This is a genomic window from Streptomyces swartbergensis, from assembly GCF_002148965.1.
In the GTDB taxonomy this organism is placed as follows: Bacteria; Actinomycetota; Actinomycetes; order Streptomycetales; family Streptomycetaceae; genus Streptomyces; species Streptomyces swartbergensis.
Genome location: NZ_NGFN01000737.1, coordinates 1 through 1,079 on the forward strand (window position 1 = coordinate 1; position 1,079 = coordinate 1,079).

The window sequence follows — 1,079 nt, forward strand, 5'->3', positions numbered from 1 at the left end:
CTCCAGGGCCATCCGTGCGCGGCCGCAAGACCCACAAGTACGGCAGCGGCGGGCGCGGCCCCCTTGTGCTGCACCGGTGGGAGCAGCACATCAGCAGGATCTGACGGCCGGTTATGCCCAACATGACCAACCGGCCCCGTCCGCGCCGTGTGAGCGGGGTTTTCACCCGTCTTGTGAGATCCGGACGGTGTGGCCGCCGAGCTCACCCCGCGTAAGCAACGCGCTGGATGCGCAGGAGCTGGCCGTGTCGCACCACGCAGCGAGCCAGAAGAAACCAGGGCTTCCCTAGTGACGTGGCGAGGTCCACAGTGAAAGCAGCACTACCGCGGAACGGAGACGGTCATGCTTCTGCTCGGCATCATTCTGCTGGTTGTCGGCTTCGTTACCGGCATCTCGATCCTGTGGACGATCGGGATCATCCTCGCGGTCATCGGCGCGGCCCTGTGGATCATGGGATCCCTGGGGCACGCAGTCGCCGGCCGCCGACACTACTGGTGACATGCCTCGTTGACCGCTGGTTTCGTAACCGAGAGCGGACAACGTCTGCCGACGAGGGTTGGGCAGCGCTCTGCCGCTGCCTCGCTGAGCCTGGTCTGCTCCCGGGGCTGACCCGGAAGGGGGCATCGTCGCGCCCGGTGCGCCCGGTGGGCGCATGCTGGGACCATGGCGGATCACCTCTCCTGCGAGGACGCCGTGCTCATCGTGGGGGRGCAGCAGGTTGCGGTAGAGGTTGACCTGGSYGTGTTCCTTTCCGGCCTGCCGCGCAGSTGGGGCGGCATTCTGCACSRCGTTSCGCGGTCGCTGGCCATCGAGATGCGCGCTGCCGAGGCGGTTCGCCYCCGCCTGTCCGACGGCCAGGAGCGCGTGATCCAACCGCTGGACGCCGCGCATCKGTCCCAGGAKGCGTTCGTTTCCGTGCCCTTTCTAGGCGAGGGAACAGCCCCGTTCTAGCCCTCCGGCGAAACCGGGTGTTCTTGGCCCTGAGTAACAAGCGGTCTCACAGGCCCGCGTCTACCGGTGAGGGCGTTGCGCCTGGCGGATGCTGTCCTCCAGCGCACGCATGAGATCGACGGGCGGCT

At 67.4% G+C, this 1,079-nt stretch carries 1 protein-coding gene; it reads left to right on the top strand.

What is annotated here, in order from left to right:
• The first annotated feature begins 342 nt into the window (after window positions 1-342).
• Window positions 343-498 (top strand): DUF6131 family protein, encoded by a 156-nt coding sequence (locus CA983_RS46995; protein ID WP_086606141.1) that lies wholly within the window; start codon window positions 343-345, stop codon window positions 496-498.
• Window positions 499-1,079 lie beyond the last annotated feature (581 nt).

Bases quoted from the DNA above. Each gene is read 5' to 3' on its own strand.
- CA983_RS46995 (WP_086606141.1), top strand. From the start codon at position 343: ATGCTTCTGCTCGGCATCATTCTGCTGGTTGTCGGCTTCGTTACCGGC.